The organism is Haloferax sp. S1W, assembly GCF_044593955.1.
Taxonomy (GTDB): domain Archaea; phylum Halobacteriota; class Halobacteria; order Halobacteriales; family Haloferacaceae; genus Haloferax.
The window spans coordinates 1882765-1907608 of sequence record NZ_CP172595.1 but is presented as its reverse complement, the minus strand read 5'-3'; the positions used below and the strand labels follow the sequence as shown (position 1 = coordinate 1907608).

29 protein-coding genes and 3 pseudogenes are annotated in these 24844 nt (G+C 55.3%); 16 read left to right on the top strand and 16 right to left on the bottom strand.

The window, feature by feature from the left end; all coding sequences use genetic code 11:
* Positions 1-10: 10 nt before the first annotated feature.
* The 5 genes and pseudogenes from ACH9L7_RS10010 to ACH9L7_RS09990 form a co-directional block, all read right to left on the bottom strand.
* Positions 11-616: an OsmC family protein gene (locus ACH9L7_RS10010; protein ID WP_396610572.1), complete on the bottom strand. Its 606-nt coding sequence runs from the start codon at positions 614-616 to the stop codon at positions 11-13.
* 2 nt (positions 617-618) lie between these two features.
* On the bottom strand, positions 619-792 hold the full coding sequence (locus tag ACH9L7_RS10005) for a DUF1059 domain-containing protein (RefSeq protein ID WP_396610571.1): 174 nt from the start codon (positions 790-792) through the stop codon (positions 619-621).
* Between the two features lie 207 nt (positions 793-999).
* Positions 1000-1806 carry a helix-turn-helix transcriptional regulator gene (locus ACH9L7_RS10000; protein WP_396610570.1) on the bottom strand — a complete coding sequence of 269 codons (807 nt, stop codon included), beginning with the start codon at positions 1804-1806 and terminating at the stop codon, positions 1000-1002.
* Positions 1807-1897: 91 nt separating this feature from the next.
* Entirely contained in the window at positions 1898-2953 is a 1056-nt protein-coding gene (locus ACH9L7_RS09995) for a hypothetical protein (RefSeq protein WP_396610569.1), read from the bottom strand.
* Positions 2954-3617: 664 nt separating this feature from the next.
* Positions 3618-4423, bottom strand: a pseudogene (locus ACH9L7_RS09990) (hypothetical protein).
* A 119-nt stretch (positions 4424-4542) separates the two neighbouring features.
* Between ACH9L7_RS09990 and ACH9L7_RS09985 the strand changes: the two are divergent.
* From ACH9L7_RS09985 to ACH9L7_RS09970, 4 genes are all read left to right on the top strand, one after another.
* The gene (locus tag ACH9L7_RS09985) at positions 4543-5040 is read left to right on the top strand and encodes a hypothetical protein (RefSeq protein WP_396610568.1); all 498 of its coding nucleotides are present in this window, start codon (positions 4543-4545) and stop codon (positions 5038-5040) included.
* Positions 5041-5152: 112 nt separating this feature from the next.
* Complete coding sequence (locus tag ACH9L7_RS09980) at positions 5153-5866, top strand: hypothetical protein (protein ID WP_396610567.1); 714 nt, start codon at positions 5153-5155, stop codon at positions 5864-5866.
* A gap of 26 nt (positions 5867-5892) precedes the next feature.
* Complete coding sequence (locus ACH9L7_RS09975; RefSeq protein WP_396610566.1) at positions 5893-6390, top strand: hypothetical protein; 498 nt, start codon at positions 5893-5895, stop codon at positions 6388-6390.
* A 638-nt stretch (positions 6391-7028) separates the two neighbouring features.
* A complete protein-coding gene (locus ACH9L7_RS09970) occupies positions 7029-7451 on the top strand; it encodes a hypothetical protein (RefSeq protein ID WP_396610565.1) in 423 nt (140 codons plus the stop codon).
* Between the two features lie 75 nt (positions 7452-7526).
* Here ACH9L7_RS09970 and ACH9L7_RS09965 read toward each other — a convergent pair whose 3' ends face one another.
* Positions 7527-8075: an IS6 family transposase gene (locus ACH9L7_RS09965; protein ID WP_396610564.1), complete on the bottom strand. Its 549-nt coding sequence runs from the start codon at positions 8073-8075 to the stop codon at positions 7527-7529.
* 82 nt (positions 8076-8157) lie between these two features.
* Positions 8158-8619, bottom strand: coding sequence for a hypothetical protein (locus ACH9L7_RS09960; protein WP_396610563.1), 462 nt, complete (start codon positions 8617-8619; stop codon positions 8158-8160).
* 129 nt (positions 8620-8748) lie between these two features.
* Between ACH9L7_RS09960 and ACH9L7_RS09955 the strand changes: the two genes are divergently transcribed.
* Positions 8749-9909: a twin-arginine translocation signal domain-containing protein gene (locus tag ACH9L7_RS09955; RefSeq protein ID WP_396610562.1), complete on the top strand. Its 1161-nt coding sequence runs from the start codon at positions 8749-8751 to the stop codon at positions 9907-9909.
* A gap of 82 nt (positions 9910-9991) precedes the next feature.
* On the opposite strand, the pseudogene ACH9L7_RS09950 reads toward ACH9L7_RS09955, so the two are convergent.
* Positions 9992-10536 (bottom strand): annotated as a pseudogene (locus ACH9L7_RS09950) (IS6 family transposase).
* Between the two features lie 179 nt (positions 10537-10715).
* Between ACH9L7_RS09950 and ACH9L7_RS09945 the strand changes: the two are divergent.
* Complete coding sequence (locus tag ACH9L7_RS09945; protein WP_396610561.1) at positions 10716-11480, top strand: hypothetical protein; 765 nt, start codon at positions 10716-10718, stop codon at positions 11478-11480.
* A gap of 235 nt (positions 11481-11715) precedes the next feature.
* Here ACH9L7_RS09945 and ACH9L7_RS09940 read toward each other — a convergent pair whose 3' ends face one another.
* The 7 genes from ACH9L7_RS09940 to ACH9L7_RS09910 are packed head-to-tail and all read right to left on the bottom strand — an operon-like array spanning position 11716 to position 18930.
* Positions 11716-12261 (bottom strand): hypothetical protein, encoded by a 546-nt coding sequence (locus tag ACH9L7_RS09940; protein ID WP_396610560.1) that lies wholly within the window; start codon positions 12259-12261, stop codon positions 11716-11718.
* On the bottom strand, positions 12258-12704 hold the full coding sequence (locus ACH9L7_RS09935) for a hypothetical protein (RefSeq protein WP_396610559.1): 447 nt from the start codon (positions 12702-12704) through the stop codon (positions 12258-12260). The genes ACH9L7_RS09940 and ACH9L7_RS09935 overlap by 4 nt, the downstream gene beginning before the upstream one ends.
* Positions 12697-13410: a hypothetical protein gene (locus ACH9L7_RS09930; RefSeq protein WP_396610558.1), complete on the bottom strand. Its 714-nt coding sequence runs from the start codon at positions 13408-13410 to the stop codon at positions 12697-12699. Before ACH9L7_RS09930 ends, ACH9L7_RS09935 begins: the two co-directional genes overlap by 8 nt.
* The gene (locus tag ACH9L7_RS09925) at positions 13400-13957 is read right to left on the bottom strand and encodes a hypothetical protein (protein ID WP_396610557.1); all 558 of its coding nucleotides are present in this window, start codon (positions 13955-13957) and stop codon (positions 13400-13402) included. The genes ACH9L7_RS09930 and ACH9L7_RS09925 overlap by 11 nt, the downstream gene beginning before the upstream one ends.
* On the bottom strand, positions 13950-14699 hold the full coding sequence (locus ACH9L7_RS09920; RefSeq protein WP_396610556.1) for a hypothetical protein: 750 nt from the start codon (positions 14697-14699) through the stop codon (positions 13950-13952). Before ACH9L7_RS09920 ends, ACH9L7_RS09925 begins: the two co-directional genes overlap by 8 nt.
* Positions 14696-16615: a type II secretion system F family protein gene (locus ACH9L7_RS09915; RefSeq protein ID WP_396610555.1), complete on the bottom strand. Its 1920-nt coding sequence runs from the start codon at positions 16613-16615 to the stop codon at positions 14696-14698. The genes ACH9L7_RS09920 and ACH9L7_RS09915 overlap by 4 nt, the downstream gene beginning before the upstream one ends.
* Positions 16612-18930: a type II/IV secretion system ATPase subunit gene (locus ACH9L7_RS09910; protein ID WP_396610554.1), complete on the bottom strand. Its 2319-nt coding sequence runs from the start codon at positions 18928-18930 to the stop codon at positions 16612-16614. Before ACH9L7_RS09910 ends, ACH9L7_RS09915 begins: the two co-directional genes overlap by 4 nt.
* A gap of 359 nt (positions 18931-19289) precedes the next feature.
* On the opposite strand from ACH9L7_RS09910, the gene ACH9L7_RS09905 reads away from it, so the two are divergent.
* From ACH9L7_RS09905 to ACH9L7_RS09860, 10 genes and pseudogenes are all read left to right on the top strand, one after another.
* Positions 19290-19679 carry a hypothetical protein gene (locus ACH9L7_RS09905; RefSeq protein ID WP_396610553.1) on the top strand — a complete coding sequence of 130 codons (390 nt, stop codon included), beginning with the start codon at positions 19290-19292 and terminating at the stop codon, positions 19677-19679.
* A 67-nt stretch (positions 19680-19746) separates the two neighbouring features.
* Entirely contained in the window at positions 19747-21006 is a 1260-nt protein-coding gene (locus ACH9L7_RS09900) for a DUF4157 domain-containing protein (protein WP_396613258.1), read from the top strand.
* Positions 21007-21011: 5 nt separating this feature from the next.
* Positions 21012-21482, top strand: coding sequence for an ankyrin repeat domain-containing protein (locus ACH9L7_RS09895; RefSeq protein ID WP_396610552.1), 471 nt, complete (start codon positions 21012-21014; stop codon positions 21480-21482).
* Between the two features lie 50 nt (positions 21483-21532).
* Positions 21533-21988 (top strand): SMI1/KNR4 family protein, encoded by a 456-nt coding sequence (locus ACH9L7_RS09890; protein ID WP_396610551.1) that lies wholly within the window; start codon positions 21533-21535, stop codon positions 21986-21988.
* A gap of 55 nt (positions 21989-22043) precedes the next feature.
* A pseudogene (locus tag ACH9L7_RS09885) lies at positions 22044-22163 on the top strand (DUF4157 domain-containing protein); the annotation flags it as partial.
* A gap of 29 nt (positions 22164-22192) precedes the next feature.
* Positions 22193-22675, top strand: a complete 483-nt coding sequence (locus ACH9L7_RS09880; protein WP_396610550.1) for an ankyrin repeat domain-containing protein — start codon at positions 22193-22195, stop codon at positions 22673-22675.
* 68 nt (positions 22676-22743) lie between these two features.
* Entirely contained in the window at positions 22744-23247 is a 504-nt protein-coding gene (locus ACH9L7_RS09875) for an ankyrin repeat domain-containing protein (protein ID WP_396610549.1), read from the top strand.
* A 17-nt stretch (positions 23248-23264) separates the two neighbouring features.
* Positions 23265-23606, top strand: a complete 342-nt coding sequence (locus ACH9L7_RS09870; RefSeq protein ID WP_396610548.1) for a hypothetical protein — start codon at positions 23265-23267, stop codon at positions 23604-23606.
* Between the two features lie 156 nt (positions 23607-23762).
* Positions 23763-23864: a hypothetical protein gene (locus ACH9L7_RS09865; RefSeq protein ID WP_396610547.1), complete on the top strand. Its 102-nt coding sequence runs from the start codon at positions 23763-23765 to the stop codon at positions 23862-23864.
* A 72-nt stretch (positions 23865-23936) separates the two neighbouring features.
* The gene (locus ACH9L7_RS09860; RefSeq protein WP_396610546.1) at positions 23937-24230 is read left to right on the top strand and encodes a colicin immunity domain-containing protein; all 294 of its coding nucleotides are present in this window, start codon (positions 23937-23939) and stop codon (positions 24228-24230) included.
* 173 nt (positions 24231-24403) lie between these two features.
* Here the strand turns inward: ACH9L7_RS09860 and ACH9L7_RS09855 are convergent, their stop codons facing one another.
* Positions 24404-24673 (bottom strand): hypothetical protein, encoded by a 270-nt coding sequence (locus tag ACH9L7_RS09855; RefSeq protein ID WP_396610545.1) that lies wholly within the window; start codon positions 24671-24673, stop codon positions 24404-24406.
* Positions 24674-24844: the final 171 nt, after the last annotated feature.

The window sequence follows — 24844 nt, the reverse complement described above, 5'->3', positions numbered from 1 at the left end:
GTCTGTCCTCCTAGTCGTCGGCCCTCACCTCAGCGGACGTATTCACTGTGAGGTTGACGTCCTGTTCGAGCGAAACGAGCGTGTAGACTGGTGCCCGCCGAGCCCACTCGTCGACCTCGTCTTTGTCGAGGTCCGGGCTCTCGATCTCGATTTCGGCGGTCAGGTTCTCGAACACCGTGTCGGCATTCCCGAGGTCCTCCAGACTGAAGAGCACGGCGGGGTCGAAGTCGGTGCGAACGCGCGTCTCGAGGTGATCGATGTCGACACCGTTTGCGACGGCGTTGATGGTGATACCGACGTTGATACACGAGGCGAGTGCGGAGAGCGCGGCCTCGACCGGTTCGAGCCGATCGGTCGGGCCGACCCAGCCGCCAGCCTCTAACACTTCTTTCCACCCCCCGTATGGGATCGTGTACTCGCGGGTATCGCGCGCGATCGTCTCGCCGCCGAGAACGTACGAGTCGACCGCCGCCAGACTGTGAGCGGCCGTCCCCTCGTAGGTCGACCGAGCGCTCAGCCCGAGCTGGACGGCCTCGGGATTCTCGGCAGCGTGTTCCGCGAATGCGGCGAGTTTCTCGGTATCGACTCCTTGAATGACCTGTTGTTCGGATGCCATGGTTAGACCACCTGGAGGTGTTCCTCCCGGAGTTCGTCGTCTGCGTAGTCTCGTCCGTGACTCTCCCGCATGTGGTTCTTGGCCAGTTCGACCGCTTCAGTTTCGTCCTCCGACTGGATAATGAATCGGCAACCGCCCGCCACCGATTCACAGTCGAGTTTGTATGCCTCAGCCATCGCGTTTCAGTTGCCTTGCGGCATTGTGTGTTATTGTTTCCCAAGGTTAGATAGCTAACTAGTGGTGATTTTGCAGTTGGTACCACCGCTCGTGGTGTCTGCGGGGGTTTGCAGTCATTGAAAATTGTGCAGGTGATGGGAAATTATGTGGTCACTGCAAACGAGTTGGCTGGAACACAGCGACAGTTGAGGCGTTCGAGTACCGCCTCAAAGTTCCTTTCCGATTGGAAGAATAGGCGTTTTTCGTCGATGGGAAGTAAACATTGATTCTGCCCAATCGCGTGCGTCCGCGTCCTCAGTATCGACCAGGACCCGAACCGTAACGCCCTCGGGGTCGTATCCGATTATGGCGATTCGGTCGTCGAAGACAACGACCCCAAACGGCGGTAAATCATCGTGCAAACGGAGATCGAGATTGCCGCTGTTGAGTGCCTCCGAGAACAGGCCTGGGCAGTTCGTGCGAATGTAATTGGCTACTCTCGGCGGGTTAATGAGCTCTGTTTCCATGCCATCGACGATTCGCTCGCAGAGTTCATGCTTACATGAATCGAGCATGGCCACGTCGAGGCCGGTAAACCGCAACTGTTCTGTCTCCCTGATTAGCGAACAGAAGCGGGCAATCGGACGGGTTGGGTCTTCTGGGTCAGCCACTGTGACGGTTGCATCCGAACACATCTCGATGGTGAATCCGGTTTCTTCGTCCGGGAGCAATCGCCAGACATTACGAAGCTTCTGTTCGGTCTCGACCCGATCAATCAACTCCGCCATCGCTGAAGCGATAAAGGCACCCAGCTGTGTCGCCCTATATTGATAGCCATCTCTTTGAACCCAATCGCGTTCCTCGAACTCGTTAAGCGTTCGTCTGATTGTGGACTCCGAGACGCCGGTCATCTCCCAGAGTTCGGACCGGCTCCGGGGACGAACCGTGAGCGCGATAAGCGTCGGACCCCGGTGTTCGGATCGTGCGAGGTATGCTATATCGTCGATTGGCGTGCCTAAGCCAGTCTTTGGCATGGTACTAGTACACGTGTCCAGGTGATAAAGTTACGAGCGCATACCCCTGTCTTTAGACGGGAAAGGTGGTCAAAACGACGGAAATGGTGGGTCAGTCAGTCCACCGCTCTACGTCACCGAACTCGTCGTCCCCATCGAATGGCTCGGGGAGTTGTGATTCGTTCTCCGCGTTCAACAGGAGGTATCCTAGTGCGTGGGCAGTGTTGTAGTCAATGTAGTCTGGGTTGCGCTCTCCGACGTAGAGGGTCGCATTTTCGTACTGCTCGAGGTTGTCATCACTGTCGGTGTTGAGCGCCCAGTACTCCCAGCGAACGCCTTCGTGGTCGCGGATTTTGACGACGACGTTCGCCGCTTCTGGACTATCGACAAACCGGTACGAGATATCCTTCTCCAGGTGGTCCGTTTCGCTGACCCAGTACTCCCAGCCTTCCCGAACCTCCTGTCGGTAGTCGTCTTCCTCGACGCTGGAGACGGTTCCCGCCGTGTCGAAGTAAACCCGGAACTCGGTCGTATTCCAGCCGTACGACCGGTTTTCGAGGTTCTGTTCTGGGATGAGAAGCGCGTCTATCGTCTCGTTCATTATCGGGAGCGCAGCGCCGTCCTCGTGGACGAGACCGCGGGTATGCCCCAATTCGTGAACGATGATATCTCGGGTACTCGTGAGTGCGTAGTCGTCCTCAATTCTGACCGTCTCCGATGGCGCAGCCGTCTCGTGTTTTTCGAGGATAGGTGCACAGCCGACCGTCGAATTGTCGTACCCGTCGCAGTAGGTGATTTCGTCGACGAATCGAATCAGAATCTGTGCCTCGGACGGGTCGCTCACGAACGTGTAGTTCGCATCGTAGGAGCCGTCTGACCGATTGTTCCAGAAGGTGAGTGCGCCTTTGACCGTCTGTTCGTACGAGCGGTTTTTGGCACCGTCAGCGACGACGTACCCCACACGAATCGGGTCACTCCGAAATGGGTTCTGTGGCGGGGGCGCTGTCGTCACCTCGGATGTCGGTGTCGATGTTTGTGCAGTGGCGGCCGTTGTCGTGACGGGGTCAGCCTGCGTTGCCGAAGGAGACGGTTCAGACGAGAGCGGGTCTTGTCCCACACAGCCAGCGAGCAAAAGCATGAGACATACCAGTGGTACAGCGCGATTCATAGCGGACACTTCGGTAGTTCTCAAATATGTCTTTGGAATATTCTTGAAATTAATACTACTCGTGTTCTTCCCATCTCACTTTCGACAGGATATTTCGAGGTGAATAAAACTAATACATTCCCTCGGATGGTGCCTACCATATGCGAGAATATTAACTTGCGTTACCTGCAGTTCACAGTTTAGTCGAATTCTATTGTCTCAGTCAGTCTGTTCTAATCGGGATACGACACGGGTATATCTCGGATTCGAGACTCCTTTCGTAGTATCTCAAGTCAATCCAATACTGGCCATCTCAAATTATCTTACTTGATATCAAATCGCCAGATACAAATAACACTTGTCAATACCTCAGTCAATGAAGTTCACACGTCGCTCTGTCGTTGCTGTTGTATTTAGCATTCTGCTCGTTTCGGGGACTGTGACCCCCGTAGTCGGACTGCGTGCGTCGGATACGGCTCCACAGCCCGATTTGACTATTCTCAGTACCTCACAAAGCATCCTCGGCTCGCTGTTTCTGAAGCCTGAGTTCTGTGTCGGAGCGGTTGCACTGACGGTCTCGACGAGAGAATCATAGACGAATCGGCAGAGAGCTGTCGCTGTCGGCGGCGACTGCCGTCGACGCGACAGCGTCGCCACTCACACCGCAGGCTAAACCGGTCGAAAGTTACCGGTGGAACCGGTCGTCTGGTGGTCGGTTCGTGGGGACGGCCCGACGCACCGCGAGGGCCGTCCACGCTGCCCGTCGGATCATGTTGATGAACTCCTTGAACGACCACTCCCAGAGGCGACGCCCCCCACGGCGGGGCGTCGCCACGTACTCCCAGTGCAAATACCGCCAGACGTTCTGTAACAGCAAGCTCACCACGACGTACAACACTTGCTGTCGTAGAATTCGCGGTCAAGATAGACGGCCTTGACGTCGAGGTCAAGGCCGTCGAGGATACCGAGAAACTCTGCGAGGACGCTGCTGGCGGTGTCGCCGTCGGTAAGACGGCGCACCGCCAGCGTGTAGCGTTTGTTCTTCACACGCGCGTAGACTGTCGCGTAGGCGTGGAACGCGGTCGTTCCACGCTTCGCTTGGGAGTGATAGAGACCGTCGGTGTCGTCTTCGTCTCCGTAGTAGGGCCGCAGGTGGAGGTCCGAAACGACCTCCACCTGCTCGGGGAGGACGTCGAGAACGTCCTTCTGGAGGAGCGTGTTGCCAACTTGTTCGAGCGTCTCAAGGTCAAACTTGGTGCGGAGATGGTAAAGAATCGAGTTTTGGTGGGGTGCATCCTCGCTTCTCTCACAGAGCGTCGAGACCGAGGTCCCGTCGGCGCACGCGCCGACGAGGACCTCGTAGATGTCCTCAGCCTCGAGTTCAGCGTTTTCAGCGAGTGTGAGAGCAACTTCCTCGTCAATGGAGTTGACGAGGAAGTTAAGGAGCTGGTCCTCGTGGATTTCATCGTCTGCTTGCTGGGTTTTAGACACACCTTCTGCAAGCAGACGTCTCAACTAACCGGCTTTGTGATGTACTGATAATTGGTTCCAGAATCGAATTTAGTTTATGTGCAATCAGTCACAATCTGTTAAAACGGGGAGAATACAATATGCAAGACAACGTTGAGTTTGATTTCAAAGATAATACTGGCTCACCATGGCACCCAGAACACAAAGGAGACGATTACGATCCCCGCTGTGGTGTCTCTATTCGAATAGATGATTCGTGGATTCCAGGCGAAGGTTCCTACTTTGAAACGTGGGAGGTCTCGTTTCTGAATGAGGTACTTAATGTGCTGAGCCGACTGGAATCTGGTGAAAGTCAAGTGAAGTGGTTTATCAACCGACCATCATTACTGTTGTTCGAGAAGGTTGGTGACGATCAAGTGAGGGTAACCAATTACTATCGAGAAGATAGTATTGAGGATGAGTCAAAGCTACTCGGAATCGAGCATTCCGGAACATGCTCATTCGATGAGTTACGCGATATGACGCTCCAACGGGTTCAAACAATCATTCCCCACTTTCGCAACGCAGACCTCTCGAGGGCTGATGCAAATCTGTTCCATGTGTTGGAACGAAACGTTCAGGAAGGTAACTGGGAATGAGAATCTACGTCTTTGAATTTGCGTACTATAGTAACCGTTAGAATTTTTTTTTTACTCAGTGACTATTGCAAGAGGTAGGTTACATTAAAGGAAATAGGTTGGTTTGGAATCAATGAACGTGAAAAAGAAAGTCCCCATCGTCGTAGACGATTATCACGTCCACTGGTTCATCCACTTTGAGGCAGGTGAGAGTCTCAACGACATCTCAAAGACGGGGGGTGACCTCTTAGAACTCCTAGAGACCGTCGCTAACGGTTTTCTCAGATTCGAGGACCTCCGAGTACTGTACCGATGCCCGTCTGATTACCAGAAATTCATTCACCAACAGAACGACCCTGTTGCAGACGAGACCAATCCTGAAGAGCAATTCATCGAAGACACAGATGGAAATGCTTTGAGCGCTACTAAGCGGGAATTGTCGACTTCTTGTCCAACAGGAGTTCCAATCATCCAGTCGCTCCAAAGTACCGCAGTATCAACCAATCTCTGTGTTGATAGCGACGAACGTTGGATTAGTCAGTCATCGCCCGAGTTAGAACTCTGGCGATACGGTTCGTATCAAGCAAAACCCGTAACTGCTGACCCGATCTCGATGGTCCTCCGGTTCATCCCTGAAGGGAGGGGTTCCAGAGATAACAACGAATACAAACTTATCTTAACCACAAAGACGAACATCTGGTGGCTCGATGACCCCTACAGAGTTGAAAATTACAATCGGCTCAAGTCGCTCCTTTCTAAATTGGCCAGTGACGAACGTGTGGTCAATATAGACGCTGCTGCAGACAGAATTGAACGAGCGGAATTGATGCGTCTCTACCAAGAATAGGCAACTAAATTGAATTTTAGAAAAGAATGGGAGAGGAAGTCGGTGTCGAGTTTGAGTTCAGCTCGAATGATGGCTCACCGTGGCATCCAGTACACAAAGGCGATGATTGCAACCCACACTGCGATGTCTCTATTCGAATTGGAGAAACGTGGATTCCGGGCGAAAATGTCTATTTTGAAGTTGCAGAAGTCTCGTTCTTTAACGAGCTTCTTCACGTATTAATCGAACTCCAGTCTGGTGAAAAACAGGTCTCATACTTTATTGAGCATCCTTCATTGTTTCTGTTTGAAAGAAATGGGGACGATCAGATACAGGTAACGAACTACTACAACGAGGAAAGTATAGAAGATCCCTCGAAGCGACTTGGAATCGAAAAAACAGGGACGTGCTCTCTCACAGGGTTTGAAAACGCAACACTTCGACGGGTCCAAGAAATCATTAATCGTCTCCGGAATAAAAAATTGTCAAAAAGTGATTCGAATCTGTTTCATGTGTTGGAAGAACGATACCAGCAGGTCAAGTAGGGCCGGAGATTCTAGGCTGGTATAGCATTCGTATTCGAAAGAATCAACAAGAAGACCGCAGTTTCTGCTGCTGGTGACTTCTCGTCATCAATTTCACCAAACTGCCAAAATGTATAGACATATGTCATGTTATGGGGGCACGTAATCGACATTGCACCTGGTGCTGGATACCAAGGCGTCGTATACGACCAATGGGTGGTCGTACAGAGTGGCAACACAGAACTGGAAGTCTTCGATAACACGGTTACCGCTGCTTCTGACGTCCACGCTGGCACAGAGTGTAACATTGCTCGCCCAACCATCGAAGATTGAGCAGAAAGCAGAACCCTCCTTGGGAATCGACGTTGAATCTCAAGACATACTCATCACAGGCCGTATCATAGATACTGATGTTCGGGACATCTGGCATCCGGACCCAGACCGTCCACTGTTAGCACTCAATGTTGGGACTGGTGAAGTTCTTGTCACCCCGATACCAGAACTTGATCGTCTGCTAGATGACGGTGATGTCACAATTGGTGATTACCTCCAAGTTGTTACATATCGCATTAACTTACTGGAAATCGATACTCTGAGTCCTGATGGTTAGGCAGGGACTTTTTCCCAGATAAAGAAAGCTGTCTCATTTCAGAATAACCATGGAAATCACAATAAATGAAATCAAGCCCAGCTCAGTATACCAAGGGAGGGCATACACGCAGACGGTCATTGCCACACTGCCTGATGGTGAAACAGTACAGGTTGATGACTTTGGAATGGAAGCTACTGACGAAGACATTGACGACGTAGTTGAGGCAAAAATTCGTGGACTCTCTGTCCAATTACCAACAATCAACAACGGTCAGTGTCGTAAAATTGAGCCTACAGAACGTCAGTATGTGAACATTTATGGGCAGGTGATAGAGGTATTCACGACTGGTGATTGCCAATTACTCGTTGATATCGGAGATGGTCAAATAGAGGTCGGTCTGGGAGATATTGAGTTAGGTGACATAGAGGTTGGAGACTGGATTAAAGTACCGTTGGTTGATTTACTATTGGATGAGATAAAGCGAAATTGATGAAGCTAGGTGGCCAATTACCTTAGATTCCACAAAATTTCAGGATTTAGTATATGTTGCGTTTGACGGCACTGTCTAGTTAACAGCCTCCGCTGGTGTTCGATCATTCAGCACCTGATGCGGTTGTTGAAAGGTATAGTAATACACGAACAATGCAAGCCACTCGGCGACGACAGTCTGATAGCCGTAGCCATCAACGAGAAACACAGCGTCTGAGAGATCGTGTTTCTCCGTGAGTCGATGGAGAAACGCAGCAGCTGGATCGGTGCCGTGCCGTCCACACACTTCGACATCAAGAATCAACGTTGTCTTGGTGTCTAGTGCAGCGTACAACCAAGACCACTCGCCGTTAATTTTGACAGCGGTTTCGTCGACCGCAACCCGCTTCGGCTTCGCCTCAGGCGGGTTGTGGCCGCTGTCAGCCAGTCGATGTACCCACTGCCAAACAGCTTGATGAGACCGTTCAACGCCGAGTAACCGAAGAATTTCTTGTGTTTCTCTAAGTGAACAACCGGTCGCGTGGAGCTGGACGGCGAACGCCCTGACGGGTGTCGCCGTCCGCTCACGCTCCCAAGTTTCTTCTAAATCCGTCGCAAAGCACTCGCTGAGCAGGTTTGCGAGCATTCTAACCAATTAACTCAACGACCTGCTCATTCCTCAAACTGGCTTAACTAGACAGTGCCCGTTATCAAAATTGAATATATTATTAACTTCTTTTATTATCGTAGAAATTTACAGATATTCTGTAAAATCCTGTGTACGTAACACTGTATTCAATATACGGTGTGTCGTGAATCTCTCTTGTCCGGTTCTCTAGAATTTGTGGCAAGGTGAGTGATACTTTTTCACCATCCTCTCCAATAACCCGGATCCCGTAACGCGCTTTTTCCTCTTCCATCCACGGTTCTTCAATAACTTTTGAGGATTCCCCATCCTCATCTCCTAACGCGTCAAGTGTTACATTAGTTGTATATATTGGATTAGTCCCGTCAAGCACCTCGATACTGAATTCAATCTCTTCGTTTACTGCATTGTCCGTGAAAATACCATCTAGCTTGTATTTTACAAATGGTTCTTCAAACGTTTCGAATGTGCTACATCCAGCAAGAGTCGTTACACCAGATACGCATGCTGTAGCTATGAAATTTCGTCGAGAGAGGTATTTCATGGTCCGTATTCGATCATACTACTTGTAACCTTTTTGGCCAATTGGATTTTTGATAGTTTTCCTGAACCAATATGTTTAAAAAATATTGGCTATACTGAATTATTGGAAATGCAAGGTGATGGCCCTAGCATGTCAGAAACGCGGCGAAGTGTTCTAAAGAAACTCGGGCTCGGTGGTCTCGCTCTTTCTACAGGAAGTGTTGGACTGGCGAATACTGCGTCTGCTGCATCAGGGAACTGTGAAACAGACTATCCCAAAAACCCCCAAAAGCAATGGACTGCAGACGCACAGCACGATTATTCGGGCGGTGATTACGACCTATACCAAACAACGGTCGTTTCCTATTTCTGTTCATGGGATGGCGGTCGTGGCTGGACCCATGACGTTGACGTGGGAACTGTTGCCTCTGGGCAATGGTCTAGTGGTTCAGGGTACAACTCAATAAACCGTAATCTGCTAGAGATCTGGCCACGAGACTATGAAAGCGGTGGTGAGATTGATCGTGATAGCACTCATGATACGTTCGGATGGTATCCCGAATCGCAGGACGGAAATGTCGATGATTTCATTGAGACCTCAATGGATCTAGTAATCGGGACATTCTATGCACCTGCTGGATTTGTTGTCGCACTAGACGATATCGCTGAGACTTTCGAACCCTACGCAGATGGTATTTCACATCCAGACAAGTGGGATAGTAAAGGAGTCCGCATAAAAAGCAACACAGGTACCTTCGAAAACGCATGGCAAGACGCGGGACAATATCAGAGGTTCAAATACTTCTCCGGGTCGAATGCAGATTCAGATGACGATGTGTTCGTCGTGTCTGAAATGCACGATATGACCACTAGCAGCGGAGACTGGTTGGGAACACGAATCAAATATGAGATGAGTTTCTGGGAACTGTCTCAACCAAGTGTAATCCGCCGCGACTCGGTTGGTTCAGGGTCTGGGGACGTCCTAGAGGGAGATGACCTTTTCAGTCTTGATGCGCCCGTCTCTGCACAAGAATCCAAGCAAGAGAGCAAACCGGTCCGAACAAAGAAAGCAGAAGAGATGACTCCTGAAGAACGCGAACGCTATGGCGTTCGACGGGTAGATAAAGAAAATCCATCTAAATTTGCACGGTATGCAAAAGAAGTAGATGGAGAACTCCCAGAATGGGTTGCAACAAACATCCCAATTTCGATTACGGCTCACCAACAATACATCAAATCTGGTGAGGTCGACAGAGAAGAAAAACTACCTGTTAAAGCGAGAGGATCTCCTGGTTGTAAAATAGATAAGTGAATACTCCCTAAATCACCCAAATAAATAAATATTTCTCTGAATATATTATTATTTCAGAGGTACTGTCTAGTTAGGGCACTGTCTAGTTAACAGCCTCCGCTGGTGTTCGATCATTCAGCACCTGATGCGGTTGTTGAAAGGTATAGTAATACACGAACAATGCAAGCCACTCGGCGACGACAGTCTGATAGCCGTCACCAGCAACGAGAAACACAGCGTCTGAGAGATCGTGTTTCTCCGTGAGTCGATGGAGAAACGCAGCAGCTGGATCGGTGCCGTGCCGTCCACACACTTCGACATCAAGAATCAACGTTGTCTTGGTGTCTAAGCGTACAACCAAGACCACTCGCCAGTGATTGTGGCCGCGGTCTCGTCGGCCGCCCCCCACTTCGGCGTTGCCTCAGGCGGGTGTGATCGCTGTCAGCCAGTCGATGTACCCACTGCCAAACAGCTTGGTGAGTGCGTTCAACGCCGAGAGAGCGAAGAATTTGTTTTGTTTCTCTGAACGAATAGCCGTCGAGTGAAGCTGGAGGCGACACCCGTCAGGGTGTTCGCCGTCCGCTCACGCTCCCACGTTTCTTCATAATCCGTCGCAAAGCACTCGCTGAGCAGGTCTGCGAGCGTCATGACCAATTCACTCAAGGACCTGCTCGCTTCTCAAACTGGCTTAACTAGACAGTGCCAGCGCACTCGAATCGTCAGACATGATTACAGTTTTATGATCAGAACGGTCGAAGACAGAATCTGCATTGGATGCCGTAACATAGCTATTCGACTAACCAATGAGTAGATCTGGTGGTCAACTAATGACATACACGGACGAGGATGTCGTCTCTAAGATCGAATTCACAAAGACGCTCATCGAAGACGCATTCGAAGATATTGAGCAGGGGTACGTCCCTAATGACCGACTCCACATCGCGAAGCGGTCGATTGGAAAAAAGCTCAAAGCGATTGGAATCTACCATGGGCTCCTTGGAAACAAATCGAAGATGCGCACGACCTTCTCTCGTGCTGGTGAGTACTACATTGAAGGAGTACGCTTGCAACTGGACTTGGCCGAGACCGACCCAGGCGAAAATTTAGAGGAGGTTCCACTTACGCTCGCTGAGTTGCTTCGCGTCGCGGTCCTTTCTGCTGATGAAGACCTCCTCGCCAACGCTGTGCAGTTAACCCGGGGGTTCGATGAATCCTATCTCGACGAGTACCCAGAGACGCACTACAAATACTACTACGCGAAAGCGTATGCAGAGATTCTTGCTGGCGTCGATTCGAAGGCAACAGTTGAGTCGCTCTCGGCTTCAATTCCGGAGGACAACAACGATGTCGCTATGTACTATCGCTGTCTCCTCCGGACATTACGTGGCCTCAATACGCTTGACGAGGGAGAGACTGAAGCGGGACTCTCCGGACTGCTCAGTAACTTCGCTGACAAATTTTCTGAACAAATAGGCCCTGCTGGACATGTCTGTGTTCCAGTCGTCGCATTCGCGGTGACGGCGCAGCGACGTGGCATGGACGTGTGGCCTGACTCTCGGTTCGTGCCCGAGATCTTCCGGCCGGACCAGTAGCGGACAAGACAACAATCGTTGGTGCACTCGACAATTCGCAATATAGCGGTCGAACTTCTACGGCAACCTTGCCGGAGAACTGGACCATTCGAACATTTTCACTCGAAGCGCAGCAGCCGAACTCGCACGTGTGTCTGGCTTCACTGCAAGTTGGGGCTCGACCGCTCGTGGTGCGAAGCTGAGTGTCGAATGCAAACACCTCAGACGAGTACAGTACCTGTTGACTCCCCCACTCTCACACCGCCCTCACCGCGAGCGTCACGTCCGTCTCGTGGCGCGGCGTCGAAACCACGACATCCAAGACAACGGCGACAATCGTCGTCTCTCCGGCGCGCTCTTGTACCACGACACCCCGGTCAGCAACGCAGGAGCCGAAGTCTCGGTAGGGTCCGCGCGGGCAGTTTCTGAGCGCCCACCCGCCTGCGGCGGAGTTGTTCGCCGTTATCGAGACGCCGCCAGCCCCGGTGTGGGCGTGTTCGATTCGCGTCAGGTCGGGGTCGAGTTCCGCTCTGAAATCTGTAACTGCTGCTCGTCTCACGCCCCAACTATACCGCCCGGCGACATCTGCTGCCGCGGCGTGGACCGTGTCCTCGGTCGCCGCCGAAATATCGGCGAGGTCCGGCGCGTCGGCTTCTCCTCCATAGGCGAGTTGCGCGTGGGCGAAGACCAGCGCAAGGAGCGCGACTGCAACGATGACGCCGGAGACGAGGACGAGTTGGCCGCGGTCCGAGGCACCGGCGTCGAAGTCGGAATTCAGTCGCGTTCGCCACCGTCGACTCACGGGTACCACACCTCCAGCGTCGCCGTACAGCGCGGGACGACAACAGAGGCGGACCCGACTCGCGCACCCGACGGGGGCGGCGTCCCGACCTCACCAACGTCCGTTCGAAGGTGGACAAATGCGCCCATCGGAACACCGGTTTCTGCGACCGTTCGCAACCGTTCCGCCCGGTCATCGAAGTCACCCTCCGATGCACAGGCAGCCCCCAGAAGTGTTCCGGGGCCGTCTGCCGGGATGCTGGCGACGAGAGCGGCCGCGTCGGCTGCATACTGGTCGAGCGAGGAGGGTGCTTGGCCAAGCGACGAGGTGGGTGCGTCGGGCGTCAGCGCGAACCCTGCTGCGACGGCGAGGACGAGAAGCGTCGCTACCGCTGCTTCGACGACAGTCAGCGACAGTTGTCCTCGACTCTCACCCGCCTCGGAGCAAAAGCGACGCTCACGCATCGACAGCCACCTCCACGCGGGTCGGTCGGCGTTCGAAGATGGTCGCCGAGATGGTCACTTGTCCGGCGGGCGCTGGTCCTATCGCTTCAACGTCGACCACCGGGTTGGCGTGTGTCGAGTCGTTCACGACGTGAACGCCCTCGATTCCCGTCGGTCGGTGAAGGACAACACGGTCGCCGACGGTGACGGTGGTGACGGTGGTTCCGTTTGCCGGGTCGATGTCGATGCGAAGTTGGTTAGTACGGCCGTCGAGGCTTCCGCTGCTGTCGTTGGTAATCGCGAACGTGGTCTGGTCGGACCGCGTGCTGCGAATGCCGACGCCGCGGGAGACGGACGTTCCGGTCGAGTTGTCGATATCACCGCGAGTCGCAACCACGTCGCCGTCGACGACGAGACGGAAGTCGACCCCACGAAGCGCCGGTACCGCCGACGCGAGTTCTGACGCGTTCGTCTCGTTTACTCGCTCCGCACTGACTGTCCCCGCCGAAACCGTGAGCGGCGAGTCGGTAACGAGCGTCTCGGCCGCACTCTCCGCTCGGCGCTGTTCGAGCGGGTCACCAGTCGCATCCGCGAGGGCGCGGTCTGCGAGAACGACGGAGGTAGTCGTCACCGCCGCTAGGAGGACGAGAGCGATGGCGAGACCAGCAAGTGTCGTCTGCGCCCGAGAACTGTCGCTTCGGAACGGGGATGCTGAGTTAGCTGTCATCGTTACCACCGCCCGAAACGGGCTGATTCAGGAGTTCGAGCGTCGTTCCATCGTCGGAAACGGCCACACGAACAGCAGCGTCGGTCCCGCTGTCCCACGTCCCCGATGCGTTGACTGAGTCGGGGAGGTGGACCGGAACCTGTCGGTCGAATACGTCCCGCGGATGGTCGAGGACGAGTACCGGGGCGGTCGAATTCGACTCGGGGGCGACCGAGGCGTTCTGGACGTAGCTGATTCGGTAGCTGTGCCCGCGAATCGACCGCGGGAGGTCCACGACGACAGTCCTGTGGCCGCGAATTGCCGAGTCGGGGACACGAGCTGTCGTCTCGACCCGCTCGACCGCTTTCGAGAGCGTCCTGTCTGCGAGTTCGTCCCCGACCGCGTCTCTGTGGTCCGGGACCACGCCGCCGAAGAGGACCGTCGTCAGCAACCCCACGAACAGGACGACGACAGCGGCTTCGAGCGCCTTCGAGACGACGGGTATCACGGCCCGCCGGTCGGTTCGGAAGGTAGACAGCAGTGCCTGGCGGGTTCGGCGGTCAGCCACGTCGCACCTCCACCGTGAGGTCGTATCGAACGAGCGTGAGCGTCTGGTCGGCAGGGAGCGTTACCGCGACGCTCGGAACGCCATCGCCGTCGAAATCTGTTCGAGTGGGTTCGAACCCGCGTTGCTCGTAGGCCCGCTCCCACGCGGCGGGGACAGCCGTCTCGACAGCGACAGTGTACGTGTCGGTGGGGAGGTCGGCGACGCCTCTCGTCGTTCGGGTGTGGAGTGCAGAACCGGCGTCGAGTCCACCACCGTCTGTCGACGAGGCGTTCAGAACCGGGAGCGGGAGAAAGGTGGCATCCCCCGCACTGGAGAGTGGTGCGGGAGTCACGAGTTGTGCGTTCTCTCCAGTTCCGCGCGCGACGGTACCGCCGACGAATGCGACTCGGTGACTGCCGAACGTCGCGACATAGCCGTCGGCGTCGTAGGTTCGGTTCGCTCCGCTGTCGGCGATGATTCTGACCGTCCGGTTCACGCGAACGAGGTCGCCATCGGTGACGCGGAGCGGGTATACTCCATCTTCACTCGCAAACGTCCCGTCTCTGAGCGATTCGAATCCATCCGCGGCAGCACCAGCGTCTGCCGAGGTACGCTGGGCATCGACGAGACCGCCGACGCTCGCGGTCACGAGTCCGATGGCGACGACGCCGATACCGAGGAGGAGCGCGACGCCGACGATGTTCGACTGTGCGCGGTCTTCGTCCGCGGATGTGGACTTCGAGGCCGTACCAGCGGTTCTCATACGAGACCCACCCCCGCATAGACGACGTAACAGGCTAGCACGAGAATAGCCGAGTGGAGCAGTGCTTCGTAGCGGCCGCGACTCGCGGTTCCGGCGAACCACCCGGAGGCGAGCATCGTCGCCTGCGTGACGACGTACATTCGGTAGCGGTCGCGGGTCAAGTCGACCGCATCGGCGTCGATGGCGAACGACCCCGACGACGACAGCGTAGACAGTTGTGCGAATCCGTCGAAGACGTGGACGTTGACGGCGACGGTGATGCCAACGACGAGCAGCGCGGTCGTCCACCCGACCGCGACGTAGACGAGGAGACTCGACCGCAGCGCTCGCTTTTCGTGATAGAGGCGGCCAATTTCGCTCTGCAACGTGTCGAAGACGGTTCCCGTGTCGCTGCCGCCGTCGAGTGCTCCGACGACGAGACCAATCGTTTGCTCGGCCATCGGCGTGCCGACCCTGCCGACGAAGCGTTCGAGCGCCGCGGTTCGGAGGTCAACGTCCGTTCCTGCGCTCGGGGCTGTCAGTCGCAAGTTGAGCGCGAGGTCGGCAACGTCGGCGTCGAGTGGTCCGAGGTCAACGTCCTGTCCGACGTGTTCGACTGCTGCCGCGAAGGGTCGTCCGAGGCTGACGTGTCCCGAGACGGCGTGAACGAAGTCCTTTAACTCCCGGTCTTTCGCGTCGTCGATGCGGGCGCGTCGGACACCGACGAGACCGACAGGAAGGGCGTACGCCACGTATCCGGCGAGTCCGACACCGACTCCGTCAGTCCCGGCGAGTGCGGCGGCGGCACTGACGAGAAGGGCGGGCGCGACGAAGACGACTGCGGCGCTCGCCGGGTTCGTCGTCGCCGTTCCGAGGAGTGCGAGCGCGCCGGGCGGTCGCTCGTATTCGACCGACTGGTCTGGCGGTCGAAGACCTGCGATAAGCACACTCGCAGCGAGACCGACACCGACGATGAAGAAGGCGCTCGCGTAGACGACGACGCCGCGGACCGTCGTCGTCCCGAGCGGCGTGACGACGGGCGCGGAGAGGCCGGGCGCGATGACGCTCATCACCGTGAGGACGATGACGAGGAGCGACGGAAGGACGAGAAGCACGATGAATAGCTCGGCGAGTAGTTCGAGAAACCCCTCTGCACGGTCGCGTGCGCGGGCCTGCCGGTGGCCGAGCATCCGACTCTCCATCCGGAGGTAGTTCCGGAGAGCATCGTCGCCCTGACCGGCGTGTTCGCGGAACTTCAGGAGGAACGGTGCGAGCATCCCTTCGGAGGGCGTGTCGCGGGCGACGCGTCGGAGTCCTTCGTTCACGTTGCCGGTCAGTGCGGCGGTGTTGAGCACGCTCCGGAAGGCGACCGCAGACTCGCCGTATGCGTCGGTTTCGGCGACACGTCGGAGCATCTCCCGCGGGCCGTCACTCCCTGAAGCGAGCACGTGGAGGTAGCGGACCGCGCCGGGGAGCGTTCGCTCGATGTTCTCTCTGCGCGCCGTCGCCCGCCACCCGAGGTACTGACCCGCGACGGCGAGGACGGCCCGTCGAGCGAGCACCGCCGCGGTCACGGCGAACAGTGCGGCCAGCGGGAGACGCGGAATGACCGGTATCGGAACGCGGTCGAAGAGCGGGACCACCGCGCGAAGCAGTGCCACTACCGAATCGACGGCGGCGTCCGGAATCGCCATCGCGACCAACAGCGTCGGGAGCGCGACGAACAGTCCGGTCGCCCAGGCGAGGCCGTACGCGCGAGCGAGGTAGAGGTCGAAACTCACTCGGAGGTCGGTGCCGCGGTACCGTCGCCGGTCTCGGTCGTGGCGGTCCGCGTCGGCGTGTCGGGCGAACAGCGCGTAGAGTGCCCTGTCGAACACCGAGAGCGACCGGACGCGCGAGACGCGCCGGTCCTCGGTGCGAGTGTCGAATCCGGTCACGGTTCACCGTCGGTGGTGGCTCCACCGCGTTCGGCGTCTCGTTCGGCCATTCGGCGGCGGACGCGCTCGACAGTCGCTGCCTCGTCGGTTCGGAGGTCCGAGAGGAACCCGAAGAGTTGGTCGACGTTACTCACGTCCTCCCGAACGAGGTACTCCACGTAGCGGTGTTTCCGGTGGAACTCGCGCTCGACGGCCTCGACATCTCTGTCTGTCGCATCGGCGATTCTGTGGAAGAGTCGAAGGCCGACGCGACGGTGGTCGTCGCCCAACTGCGGGTGTTCGTACGAGAGGCCGAATGTGCCGTCCGGACGGCGACGCGCGACGGTGTTCCAGTGGAGCTTCCGGCCGTCTTTCTCGACGACACCGCGGCGGCCCCACGTCTCGTCGTACTCCGATTCGGGGACGAGTTCGACGACTTCGGAGACGTAGCGCTCGCCGTCGACTTTGTGCGGAAAGATAACGAGGTCGAGTTCGCGGAGCAAGTACGGCGGAAGCCCCTGTTCGATGACGCGGTTGACCAACGTCTCGATGTCCGCGGCGTGGGTGGTTCCGATGACACCGTGGCCCGTGTTCAGCGTCTCCGCGAACGTCGCGAACGACGCTGGCGTGTTTATCTCGGCGATGACCTCCACGTCGGGATTCAGGTAGTTCGCCTCGGTCATCAGGTCGGCCATCGAGACGCGCTTGAACTCGGATTCGTGGTCGCGAGTCGTGAGCGAGATGCCCGTCTCGTGGGGGAGGTGGACCTCACGGGAGCCTTCGTCGATGCTGATGGGGCGGTGGTCGTAGGGGATGAACGGCATGTGCGCGTTCATTAATGTCGTCTTGCCGACACCTGTCGCGCCGGAGAAGAGCACGACGCGGTGATGCTCGTAACAGAGCCACAGCAGCGTCACGAGTTCGGTCGAGAGCGACCCACCTTCGACGAGGTCCACAGGCGTGAGCACGTCTTTCGACTGTTTCCGAATCGAGACGTGCGGCCCGCCTTCGGAGATGACCGGCAGCGCCACCGCACAGCGAATCGTCTCGTCGTTTTCGGTCGTCTCGGCCCCACCGACTTCGCCGGGGCGGAGGTTGACTTTCGCGCTTGGGTTCGAGGCGTTCAACTCCACGCCGTCGGCGGCGGCGAGTTGGGTCACGACGTTAGTAAATTCAGTCTCGTCTTCGAACGCGAGATTCGTCGGGACGCGGAGGCCGCCGCGACCGGTCACGTCGGCCCGTGGGATGACCTTGACGCGCTCGCCGACGCGGTTGGCCTCGATGTCTTCGAGGTTCGGGTCGCGGATTGGAATCGTCAGGATACCCTCGCCCACGTAGTCGCGGAGGACGTAGTACACGAGGTCGTCGAGGCGGTCCTGTGCGAACCGGCGGTCGACCGGTGGAAGAGCGAGGCCGTACTCCGAAAGCGCTGACCTGAGTCGGAACCGGGTCGCATCGACCCATGCCTTCGTGTTGCGGGCGGTGAGTTGCCGCGAGAGAAACTCGCGTGCCCGGTTACGGACGAACCCGATTCGGTCAGCCACCACGTCGTCGACGTTGGCTTCCCAGATGCGCTCTTTACAGGCGTCGATGAGGTCTGTGTCGCCGGGGACGAGGTCGGGTTCCAGCACCGCGTACTTGGTCGCGAAGCGGTCGTCGCCGAGGAGTCGGTCGCGGTAGACGACCACGTCCACGTCGTACCCGGCGAACGGGACGGTGTAATGTCGCACGCGTTCTGCGGCGATGCGGTCGGCGAAGGCCACGTCGGAGTCGAATGCGGTCGTCGCCGGAGCGAAGTTCTCGGTGTGGACGACGAGTCGCTCGGTGCCGTCACCGTGACCGGCGTCGACGACTTCGATTTTCTCGTCGAGCGCGAGCGGCGTCACCTCACCGAGCAGTCGCAGGTCTGCGAGAACGTGGTATTCGACGCGCCTGCGGGCAGGCGGCGAGAGGTCGAGAAGGCGGTCGAGAACGCGACGATACTTCGGTGTGAGTCCGTCTGCCGCGCGTTCGGCCGCGCCCTCACGGGTGAGCGGACGACGGCGAGTGACGGTCGAAAAGTGGTCGCGCACCGTTTCCAGCGCCCGCGTCTCGCGAGCGCCGAGGGCCGGTTCTCGAACGTCGTAGTCGAAGCCGTGGTCGGCGTCGCTAATCGTGACGACCGTATCTGGTGCGACTTCGTACTGCGCACGGACGTTCGGCGCGTACCACGCCGCCGGGTCGTCCGGTGGCACCGGCGCTGGAACGGCACCGTCCTCGTGGGACTTCGAGGGGGTGCCGAATTCGAGGGATGGAGTGGGTTGCTCCGTCCCGTCGGACTCTCCTTGGGTAGGCATACTACTCGGGTTGCTAGGTTTTCGTATTTAATAATTAGCCGATGGGTTTCGTTGCTCCTCCAAAACATGGGAAGTGGATAGAATACGTGATTCAGGGGATATTGCCAGTGATTCAAGATTCCAGTTTTCGCCGTCAGCCCCACATATCCTATTGGTAGATACTGTTCAGATTATCAGGATTGGAATTGTGGGTGACGTTCCTTGCTCCTGTATCGGTCACCAGTCACGCCCGGTTCGGACATCGGTTCGTGACACATCGTTTCAAAAATTCTATACGATTACTGATAGTCACTCCACCCACGCCCTCCATTCCACGAACTGCAAGAATACTCGGCGTCGCCGTACTCGTTGTCGGAGTGATGACCGCCGGATTCGGATTCTATCAGCAGTCAGTCAACACGTGCGAATCTGGATACATAGTTGTAGTTGACAGGCTGCCCGAATCGGCAGACACGTCCGCCGAGGTAGTCGCATACGAGAACCTCAGTGCGCCAGAGCAGCGAGCATTCGAAAGGATACTGGCGAGCGAGACCCGGCAGGTGTTCGACGATACCGACTCGATTGATGGCTTGAGCGAGACGATAGTCCGCTACGAGGGAGAGCAATACGAAACTGGCCAAATGGTGGCTGTCGGCTGTGGCCAACCGGGAGTGTTCGCTATGTACTGTGGGATAGCGGCCACGCTCTTCGGGGGAATCGTCGCGCTTGTCGCTCGTCTCTGGCCGAGCACGGGACCAGCACCCCGCTAAGATATATTTTGAGATTTCATTCAGGCAACAAATAATATATGGGACGGATGTCATGTCTCTCATAGGAATGGGATTTCGCTCTGCGAACGAGAAGACGGGCGAGGGCCAACAGTCCTCGGTCGTCCCGTCGATTCACGAACTGACGGGTGGGTCCGACCGTAATCGGAGAGGAGGCGGCAGGTCGCTGTCTCCACAGGAATGCGAAGACCAGTTCGGCCTCGACATGTACAGGGATGGATTGGAGACGAAGGTCCAGCGCCTCGTCCAGAGCCACGGTGCCAGCCAAGTCCGGCAGTGGGCTGACGAAGGCATGACTGTGGATACGATGGGCAAACCGCGGGATATTCGACAATTCCGCGACCGACAAGAGGAACGCCCGGCCGAGGTTCCAAAGGACATCGAGCGCCGGAATGCGAAGTCGGTCCAGCGGAGTCGTAACGCGCACCACGAGGCGTCAAAGGCTGGTGATGCACAGGTTCCCAATTCGGTTCGAGACGTGATTTCCTCGCCCGGCAAACAGCTCGACACGAGCATCCAGCGCGCGATGGAAGAGCGCATGGGTGATTCGCTTGGTGACGTTCGCATTCACACCGGTCCGCGGGCTGCGAAAGCCTGTGAGGACATCAACGCACGGGCGTTCACTGTCGGAAACCACATCGCGTTCAATCACGGCGAGTACGACCCGTCGAGTTCGGAGGGGCAGCACGTGCTCGCCCATGAGTTAGCGCACGTCCGCCAGCAGACTGGTGGCGCGGTGTCGATGCTTCCGCAAAAAGGCGCGTTAGAGATTGATCCTGATCCTCGGCTGGAGCGTGAAGCCGAAGAAACTGCTCAGCGCGTGATGCGTGGAGGGGACCTTGGGATTTATCGGATGCGACACTCCGAGGTGCACGTTCAGCGAGCTGGTCAATGGAAGAACCAGGTCCGTCATAAGGATGGAACATTCGGAGAATTGGAGGACAGGTTTGAACAAACCAGAAACGACGAAGGCGAATCTAAACCATACGCTAACAGTCGACCAGACTACGCCGATGGACAAGTGGAGGCAGTTTGGGAACAAGCCAAGGACGAAGACGGTAACGTCTACGATCCAAATACGGGCGAAAAACTCGAATGGGATCGAAGTAAGCCACGTGACGGACAATGGGATATGGGTCATAGACCTGATAGAGAATACCGCCATCTTCACAGAGCATATATGAATGACCGGATATCGAAGGAACAATTTCTCAGAGAATATAGAAACCCAGACAATTATCGACCCGAAAAACCGCCCGAAAATCGTAGTGGAAAGCACGAAGGCGATGGCCGAAAATACAGTGAGTGATTCCGATGTCTAGCAAGGAGATATTCCAAATAATCCGATGGGAAAGCTATGATGAGTATAGAGAAGCAGTCGAGAATGTCAATATCAACCAACTAGATGAAAAGGGAGATAATATGCTCCACGTTGCTGCATCACGCAGGAAGAAAGAGATTGGGTCCGATCTGATAGAGAGAGGAATCGACCTAAATAGACAAGGAAAGGAAGGGAAAACACCGCTCCATTACGCGCTGGAGATGGGCGACAATGAGATGGCAACTCTCCTGATTTCAGAGGGTGCTGATGTCACGGTTACTGATGATTATGGAAACCACCCATTGTGGAGTGCAGTGATGAACGAGGAGATCGACAACGACGTAATTCGACTACTCGTCCAACGCGGTGCAGATCCGGTCCATCAGAACGAAACTGGAAAGTCTCCCTTAGATGTCGCTCGTCGTAGAGGGGAAGAGACACTCATTGAGCTATTCACGGAGTAAGCGTCTGCAGACACGGTAGAAACTGTCCGCAAGCCACGACCCGAGAATAGATGGAAGATAACAATACCAATATCGGTGAAGAAATCGTCACAGAAATTCTCGACAACGGTCTCGCTACTGCTGAGGAAATTGAAGGATGTTCGCAGAGCGAGATTGACCACATTGAGCAGCAGTGTGAGGTGTTACTCCCAGAAGCATATCGTTCATACCACAGGCATATAGGGAAATCTTCAGGAGAGTTTCTCCGTGGCTACACATGTCATTATCCCCGGATAATACAGGAACAAGCAAAGGCAGAGAGGGTTTTACAACGAGAAGACACAGCGACTGAATTAGATAAACACAAATTCGTATTCGCTGGTAGCCAAGGGGTTACGTTCTTTTATTTCGACGTACGAGAGCCTGATCCACCAGTATACGTCATTGCCGAAGGGCACGGTGACCCCGACAAAGTGACTGATAGCTTCTCAGAGTGGTTGTTTGAGACATTAGCACGGCAAACCTGATTCAGTAGGGCCTCTCATGCCGGTCCAGCTTGGTTGAACAGAGCCCAAATGCGGTCGCCAGCAGACGGGTGGAGCGGTGTCGATGCTTCCGCAGGAGGGTGCGTTGGAAATTGATCCTGATGAACGCTTGGAACGTGAGGCAGAGGAGACCGCCCAACGCGTGATGGAAGGTGGGACAGAAATGGGAAAACTTGGGGGTAACCAATGACTGATACAGACGATATCTACCAGCACTCGGACTTGGAGGTTGCAGTCATACAAAATGACATCGAGCGGTTTCACGAACTGATAGAAGGTACTGAGTTAGACCATCGCTCAGACAGTGGGAGTACACTATTACATAAAGCTGCAAGCGTCGGAAATGATCAGATGGTGGAAGAACTTCTTAGCCACGGCATCAACCCGGACATCCAAAATCAGGGTGGGAAAACAGCACTCCACTTGGCTGTTGATGAGGGCCATAGAGATGTTATAAAGACGCTTGTGTTAGGGGGTGCTGACCCCAACATCCAAGATAACAGTGGAACAGTCCCGATACTCAAGCTAATTTATCGGGGAGATGTGGAGTTAGCGACACTGATGGTAGAGCATGGGGCAGACTCCGAGATAGAAACTAATGGTGGTGTATCGCCCCTCGATATAGCAAAAGATATTGAAGCAACTGAGATGATCGAAGTTCTGCGTTAGCGAGGGCAGTAATCAGTGCATATACTGATGGCGTGTTTGATTATGACTCCGACCGGATTACGTTCGATATGAGCGACGACCAAGAAGAAGATGACATCTACATCCATACGGACTTGGAAACAGCAATCATTCAAGGGGACAAAGAGCGATGTGATTCGCTGATCGACGACGCTGATCTTCAACACAGGTCCGATAGTGGAAGCAATTTACTTCACAAAGCGGCCTTTTCTGGAGAAACTGAAATTGCATCTGACCTTATCGAACGGGGTGTGGATATAGATGCCCAAGACAATGAAGGGTCAACACCGCTGCATAAGGCATTAAATATCGAAAATTACGAACTCGCGAAACTGCTTGTTGAGAGTGGTGCAGATCTGAATATCGAGGACGTACATGGAAACCAGCCGCTTTGGAGGGCTGTTTTCAAGGCGAACTACGAACTAACCGAATTACTCTTGGAACACGGAGCTGACCCAACCCATGAAAACAACGTTGGAGAGAGTCCGCTGAGTATCGCCCAGGATGCTGATGCGGAAAAATTCATTCAGCTTCTTGACCCCGACTCACAGTAGGCGATATTCTGCGTCCGATGGTTGAGATAGAAGTCAATTCAGATACGATCGTTTTCGACACAGACAGCGTCGTTGTTCGACATCCGGTAAAGAAATCATTACAAAAGGATGATGTCCTGATTGTCCTTCTGGATGTTCCGTGTGGGACAATTGACAACCAGAACGTAATCGGGTTTTCCACGAGCGGGCAGCGGTTATGGGAGATCGAACCGATTAGCGACTCGTCAACGGCAGAACAGCCATACGTGAACTTGTTCGAGGAAGATGGAGAAGTCTGGGTCTACAACCCGATTGGTGCGAAGTGCCGGTTAGATATTGACACAGGGAACTTCACTAAGAAAGAGCAAAAGAAGTGGTGAGATAGAAAATCGGCACTGTCTAGTTTAGTACCTCCTCAACCGGCGTTTGTCCATCGAGTGCTTGAGTGACCCTACCCAGCGCTACGAGAGAAACTGGCTGGACTGGACGAGTATTCGAGCGACGTTTGCATCTACACTGGCCTGCGAGCCGGTGAAGTGTGTGAATATATCAACGGTCGGGTGTTCACCGTCGGGAAATACATCGCGTTCAACCACGAAACTACGAGCGAAGAGGACACCGAGGAGAACTCTACATGATGCCAACCGAACTGACGGTCTGCCACGGCCCGAGATTAGCGTCAAAAAATAGATGGCGATAGTAGACCATCAATGAGCGATAAAGAGATAATACAGAAATATTCGCAACTCATCCAGCAATTCATTCAAAACGAAAAGACCGCACGTGAGTTCTCTGATGAATATCTGGATGAATTCATCGAAGAAGACGGGGAGTTCTCCGAGGAGACGTATCAAATTCTGCAGAATATGTTCGCGGAAGCCGAGGCGTATTGTGAGGACCCAGAGCTACGCGGGCAAAGAGATATTGGGGAAGCAGAGTTGCGGAGCGTGGCGACTGAAACCGCAACCAAACTAGAGCAAAGGCTGAAAGACATCGACACCTGATGCGACACCTCGGTAATCAAATTGGACGCAACGGACGTAGTGACTCTGTTGAAATCCTCATTCGCGGGTAGTTTGTTGAGGCCGTGGTGAACACAGGGCGTGAGTCGGTCACAAATGAGGCGGGTATGTAGAGTGGAGTGTCGATGCTTGGCAACTCTCCTTGGGTCCCAATCTCACCAAGAGAGATGCGTGAAATACCAGACGCCATCATAGCGAACAAGCGGGACACTCTTCCCCTCGACAGTAGACAGCTGTTCAATGAGGCCAGAGAACGCGTCCGAACGCGGTTGACATTCAGTATACTCGTCTTCGATAGCCTGATCGATGATCTCTCGTTGGCCACTCGTCAGTTCAGAAAGGACGACACCGCGTTTGTCACCCATGTGAGTGAGGAACTCCTCGGGGGACTCAGCAACACGTTCGGCAGTAAGTGTAGTACTCACGATTTGAACAGGCCGACTCTCCGTTGGTGTCAGCCGCAACAAGATACCATCCCATCGGACGTACGTGACCGTGGTCTCGGGCACGAACACCGATTGCTCTCGTCTCGAAAGACGCTCGTATGCGAATACGACCGTGAACGAGGAGTAATGCGGGGCGTGGAGGAGATGAGA

Coding starts and splice junctions, on each gene's coding strand:
- ACH9L7_RS09895 (WP_396610552.1), top strand. CDS start 21,012: ATGTCTAGCAAGGAGATATTCCAAATAATCCGATGGGAAAGCTATGAT.
- ACH9L7_RS09900 (WP_396613258.1), top strand. CDS start 19,747: ATGGGATTTCGCTCTGCGAACGAGAAGACGGGCGAGGGCCAACAGTCC.
- ACH9L7_RS09980 (WP_396610567.1), top strand. CDS start 5,153: ATGAACGTGAAAAAGAAAGTCCCCATCGTCGTAGACGATTATCACGTC.
- ACH9L7_RS09975 (WP_396610566.1), top strand. CDS start 5,893: ATGGGAGAGGAAGTCGGTGTCGAGTTTGAGTTCAGCTCGAATGATGGC.
- ACH9L7_RS09945 (WP_396610561.1), top strand. CDS start 10,716: ATGACATACACGGACGAGGATGTCGTCTCTAAGATCGAATTCACAAAG.
- ACH9L7_RS10010 (WP_396610572.1), bottom strand. CDS start 616: ATGGCATCCGAACAACAGGTCATTCAAGGAGTCGATACCGAGAAACTC.
- ACH9L7_RS09985 (WP_396610568.1), top strand. CDS start 4,543: ATGCAAGACAACGTTGAGTTTGATTTCAAAGATAATACTGGCTCACCA.
- ACH9L7_RS09880 (WP_396610550.1), top strand. CDS start 22,193: ATGACTGATACAGACGATATCTACCAGCACTCGGACTTGGAGGTTGCA.
- ACH9L7_RS09930 (WP_396610558.1), bottom strand. CDS start 13,410: ATGACAGCTAACTCAGCATCCCCGTTCCGAAGCGACAGTTCTCGGGCG.
- ACH9L7_RS09970 (WP_396610565.1), top strand. CDS start 7,029: ATGGAAATCACAATAAATGAAATCAAGCCCAGCTCAGTATACCAAGGG.
- ACH9L7_RS09860 (WP_396610546.1), top strand. CDS start 23,937: ATGAGCGATAAAGAGATAATACAGAAATATTCGCAACTCATCCAGCAA.
- ACH9L7_RS09935 (WP_396610559.1), bottom strand. CDS start 12,704: ATGCGTGAGCGTCGCTTTTGCTCCGAGGCGGGTGAGAGTCGAGGACAA.
- ACH9L7_RS10000 (WP_396610570.1), bottom strand. CDS start 1,806: ATGCCAAAGACTGGCTTAGGCACGCCAATCGACGATATAGCATACCTC.
- ACH9L7_RS09995 (WP_396610569.1), bottom strand. CDS start 2,953: ATGAATCGCGCTGTACCACTGGTATGTCTCATGCTTTTGCTCGCTGGC.
- ACH9L7_RS09890 (WP_396610551.1), top strand. CDS start 21,533: ATGGAAGATAACAATACCAATATCGGTGAAGAAATCGTCACAGAAATT.
- ACH9L7_RS09875 (WP_396610549.1), top strand. CDS start 22,744: ATGAGCGACGACCAAGAAGAAGATGACATCTACATCCATACGGACTTG.
- ACH9L7_RS09965 (WP_396610564.1), bottom strand. CDS start 8,075: ATGCTCGCAAACCTGCTCAGCGAGTGCTTTGCGACGGATTTAGAAGAA.
- ACH9L7_RS09905 (WP_396610553.1), top strand. CDS start 19,290: ATGACCGCCGGATTCGGATTCTATCAGCAGTCAGTCAACACGTGCGAA.
- ACH9L7_RS09955 (WP_396610562.1), top strand. CDS start 8,749: ATGTCAGAAACGCGGCGAAGTGTTCTAAAGAAACTCGGGCTCGGTGGT.
- ACH9L7_RS09910 (WP_396610554.1), bottom strand. CDS start 18,930: ATGCCTACCCAAGGAGAGTCCGACGGGACGGAGCAACCCACTCCATCC.
- ACH9L7_RS10005 (WP_396610571.1), bottom strand. CDS start 792: ATGGCTGAGGCATACAAACTCGACTGTGAATCGGTGGCGGGCGGTTGC.
- ACH9L7_RS09870 (WP_396610548.1), top strand. CDS start 23,265: ATGGTTGAGATAGAAGTCAATTCAGATACGATCGTTTTCGACACAGAC.
- ACH9L7_RS09960 (WP_396610563.1), bottom strand. CDS start 8,619: ATGAAATACCTCTCTCGACGAAATTTCATAGCTACAGCATGCGTATCT.
- ACH9L7_RS09920 (WP_396610556.1), bottom strand. CDS start 14,699: ATGAGAACCGCTGGTACGGCCTCGAAGTCCACATCCGCGGACGAAGAC.